Below are 3993 nucleotides of genomic sequence, written 5' to 3'. Positions count from 1 at the left end.
CGCCGCCAGGCGGCAAGCCGCCGCGCCCGCCACGCTCCGGCGGCCCGGGCGGCGGCGGCTTCGGGCGCTGGATGCGTCGGCTGGTGGGCTGGGGCTTCTCGATGGGGCTGGCCATCGCGGTGGTGGCCTGCATCGCGCTCTACGGCCTCTATCGCCAGGGCATCGGCGACCTGCCGGACCATGCTTGGCTGGCCGATTACCAGCCGCCGCAGATGAGCCGCATGTATGCGGCGGATTCCCAGTTGATGGCGGAAATGGCGCTGGAGCGCCGCGTCTTCCTGCCCATCGAGGCGATTCCGAAGCGCGTGCAGGACGCCTTCGTCGCCGCCGAGGACCAGCGCTTCTGGGACCACCACGGCGTGGACCCGCTGGGCCTGGCGCGCGCGGTGATGACCAATGTGGAAGGCATGGCCACCGGCCGCCGCGCCATCGGCGCCTCCACCATCACCCAGCAGGTCGCCAAGAACATGCTGGTGGGCAACGACCGCACCATCATGCGCAAGGTGCGGGAGGCGATCCTGGCCTTCCGGCTGGAATCCGCGATGAGCAAGCAGCGGATCCTGGAGATCTATCTCAACGAGATCTTCCTGGGGCAGCAGGCCTATGGCGTGGCTTCGGCGGCCATGAACTATTTCAACAAGGGCCTAGACGAGCTGACGCTGAGCGAGACGGCCTTCCTGGCCGCGCTGCCCAAGGCGCCCAACAACCTCAATCCCAACCGCTACCCGGATGCCGCCCGCGCCCGCCGCGACTATGTGCTGGACCGCATGGTGGATGACGGCGCCATCACGGCCGCCGAGGCGCAGGCGGCGAAGCAGGATGCCATCGTCACCCGCGGCCGCGCCCGGCCCGACATGGTGGCCACCGGCCAGTATTTCACCGAGGAAGTGCGGCGCGAGCTGGTGGCCCGCTTCGGGCAGGACCAGACCACCATGGGCGGCCTCGTGGTCCGCACCTCCATGGAGCCTGGGCTGCAGGCGGCGACCGAGAATGCGCTGCGCGAGGGGCTGATCGGCTATGACCGCCGCCGCGGCGGCTGGCGCGGCCCGGTGGCCAAGATCTCCGCCAGGGATACCGAATGGATGCCGGCGCTGGAGGCCACCGCCCGCCCGGCCGGCGCCCTGCCGGAATGGAAGCTGGCGGTGGTGCGGGACGTGGATGCCCGCGCCGCCAGGGTCGCTTGGCTGGAGAAGCCAGCCGATGGCCGCCCCGCCCAGCCCCGGCAGGCGACCATGCCCCTGGAGGGCCTCTCCTGGGCCCGCGCCAACCGCAATGGCCGCATCGGCGGCGCGCCGCGCCGGATGCAGGACGTGGTGGCCCCGGGCGACGTGATCCTGGTGGAGCCGGCGAACGAGCGCGCCGAGCGCGTGGCCCTGCGGCAGATCCCGCAGGTGCAGGGCGCGGTGGTGGCGCTGGACCCGCAGACCGGCCGTGTGCTGGCCATGGCCGGCGGCTTCTCCTTTGAGCAGAGCTGGTTCAACCGCGCGACGCAGGCGATGCGCCAGCCCGGCTCCTCCTTCAAGCCCTTCGTCTATCTGCCGGCGCTGGAGATGGGCATCCCGCCCAACCAGCGGCTGCTGGACGCACCCATTGAGATCATGACGCCCCAGGGCCTCTGGCGCCCGGGCAACTACAGCCGCAACACCAATGGCTGGGTGACCATGCGCACGGCGCTGGAGAAGTCGCTCAACCTCGTCACCATCCGGCTGGCGCAGGAGATTGGCATCGACAAGGTGGCGGATGCCGCCGCGCGCTTCGGCGTCATCCCCCATATGCCGAAGGTGCTGTCGATGTCGCTCGGCGCCGGCGAGACCACGGTGCTGCGCATGGCCGCCGGCTATGCCTCCTTTGTCGCCGGCGGCAAGCAGGTGACGCCGACGCTGATCGACACCGTGCAGGACCGCTTCGGCCGGCTGGTCTGGCGCGCCGACAACCGCCATTGCGACGGCTGCGCCAATGGCCCGCAGGCCGAGCCGCCGAAGCTGGTGGATGACCGCAAGCAGGTGACGGACCCGATCTCGGCCTATCAGATGGTCTCGCTGCTGCAGGGCGTGGTGCAGCGCGGCACCGGCACCGCCGCCGGCAAGGGCCTCAACCGCCCCATTGGCGGCAAGAGCGGCACCACCAACGACTACATGGACAACTGGTTCGTCGGCTTCACGCCCGAGATCGTGGTGGCCGTCTGGGTCGGCTTCGATGAGCCCCGCAGCCTGGGCGATGGCGAGACCGGCGGCGGCAACGCCGCCCCCATCGTCCACGACGTGCTGGAAGCCGCCCTGAAGGACAGCCCGCCCGTGCCCTTCCGCGCCCCACCGGGCATCGCCCTGGTGCGCGTGCAGGCCAGCAATGGCGAGACCATCCTGGAGCCCTTCCGCCCCGGCACCGAGAATGCCGCCCGTGCGCCGATCGGCGGCGGTGGCAGCGAAGGCGGGGATGGCATGGCCCATTCCGGCGGCGGTGGCGGCGCGGATTCCTCGCTGGGCGGGCTTTACTGAACTTACGGGGTGAAGGCTGGGGAACGAATTCCCCAGGCCCCTTCTTTTCTTTTTGAGTTTTCGGGTGCGCCTGCGGCGGCACCCTTTCACGCGGGGTTGCGCCGGAGGGCCTTGGCCCTCCGGCGGCTGCGGGTTCAGCCCGCGTTGCCTTTCATTGAAAATGTCCCGGCGACCCCGCCTGCCGCCTGAGCTCCAACTCGAAGAAAGAAGATGGGGGTCCGGGGGAATTCATTCCCCTGGCCTTTTCTCTTCTCCCTCGCTTAGCAGCCTATCCAGCATCGTCACCTTCTGCCGTGCGAAGACCGGGCGCAGGTGCTTGTCGTCGGCGAATTTCGGCTCGCCTTCGCCGAAGAAGGGGGAGCAGGCCGGGCCCCTGCCGCAGAGGTCGGGCAGCGGGTCGATCAGCCCGGCGCCGGTTCGTGCCGCGATGGCGCCCAGGCGCTGCGTGGCATCGGCCATGCCGGCCCGCAGTTCCGCCACCGGCACGCCCTGCAGGATGCCGGGATCGACCTGGAAGCCGTGCCAGGAGCGCGTGACCATGCCCTGCGGGTCGAAGCGCGGGTGGGTTGGCACGGGCAGCAGCAGGTGCACGGCGTGTCCGGCGCGGATCAGCGCCGCCACTTGGTCTTCCAGGTTGGCGTAGAGCAGGTCCAGCCCGGCGGGCGTGGCGGTGGGCAGGCGGGTGCCGTTCCGCTCCACCATGGCGTCGCCGGTGGCATAGCCCTGCCAGAAGGCGCCGATCACCACGGTGTGGATCTTCTGGCTGGCGATCAGCGCGGCGGCTTTCTCCGGCAGGGCGGCGCAGCCGGCGAAGTCCCCGCCGCGCAGCACGCCCGGCATGGGGGCGCAGCTTGGCCCCACGGCGAAGATGGCGCGGCGGCGCAGTTGCCCGGCCTCCAGCAGCGCCTGGGCGCGCGGGCCGTAGTGGAAGACCACGCTGTCGCCGGTCAGCAGCACGGCTTCCTCGCCGTGGCCGATCTCGGCCAGGGTGACCTGCCCCTCCGTGGTGGTGCGCATGCCGGGCGTGGGGCGGAAGATGCCGTCGCGGAAGGCCAGGTTGATGCGGGCGATGCTGAGGTCGGGCAGGTCCGGGAAGCGGGCGGGGAAGCCTTGCGCCCAGCGGGCCGCGCCGCCGGTCAGGCCCACCGCCGCCACCAGCAGCAGCAGTGCCAGGGCCTTGCGCGGGGCATGGGCGCCGAAGCGCAGCGGCTTTTCCACCAGCCGCCAGGTCAGCCAGGCCAGCAGCAGGGCGGCCAGCACCAGGGCGGCGGCCAACAGCGGCGTGGGCGCGCGGCCGAGCCGCAGGATGGTGGCATAGGAGAGCAGCGGCCAGTGCCAGAGATAGAGTGGATAGCTGATCAGCCCGATGAAGACCGCCGGGCGGCTGGACAGCAGCCGGCGGTTGGCCCAGGCGCCCGGCCCCGCCGCGATCACCGCCACGGCGCCCGCCACCGGCAGCAGCGCCGCCCAGCCGGGGAAGGGGGTGCCATGGCCGATC

Annotated in this window: 2 protein-coding genes; one reads left to right on the top strand and one right to left on the bottom strand. The window is 71.3% G+C overall.

The features are described 5' to 3' along the window. Positions 1-2495, top strand: a 2495-nt coding sequence (locus tag IBL25_RS24760; RefSeq protein ID WP_238940652.1) for a penicillin-binding protein 1A, incomplete at its 5' end; no start/stop codon positions are given. A 228-nt stretch (positions 2496-2723) separates the two neighbouring features. On the opposite strand, the gene IBL25_RS24755 is transcribed toward IBL25_RS24760, so the two are convergent. Continuing rightward, positions 2724-3993, bottom strand: a 1270-nt coding sequence (locus tag IBL25_RS24755; RefSeq protein WP_187781123.1) for an acyltransferase family protein, incomplete at its 5' end; no start/stop codon positions are given.

Source organism: Pseudoroseomonas ludipueritiae, from assembly GCF_014490445.1.
Taxonomy (GTDB): Bacteria; Pseudomonadota; Alphaproteobacteria; order Acetobacterales; family Acetobacteraceae; genus Pseudoroseomonas; species Pseudoroseomonas ludipueritiae.
Note: the sequence above shows the minus strand (reverse complement) of the source record. Positions and strands in the feature narration are given on the sequence as shown.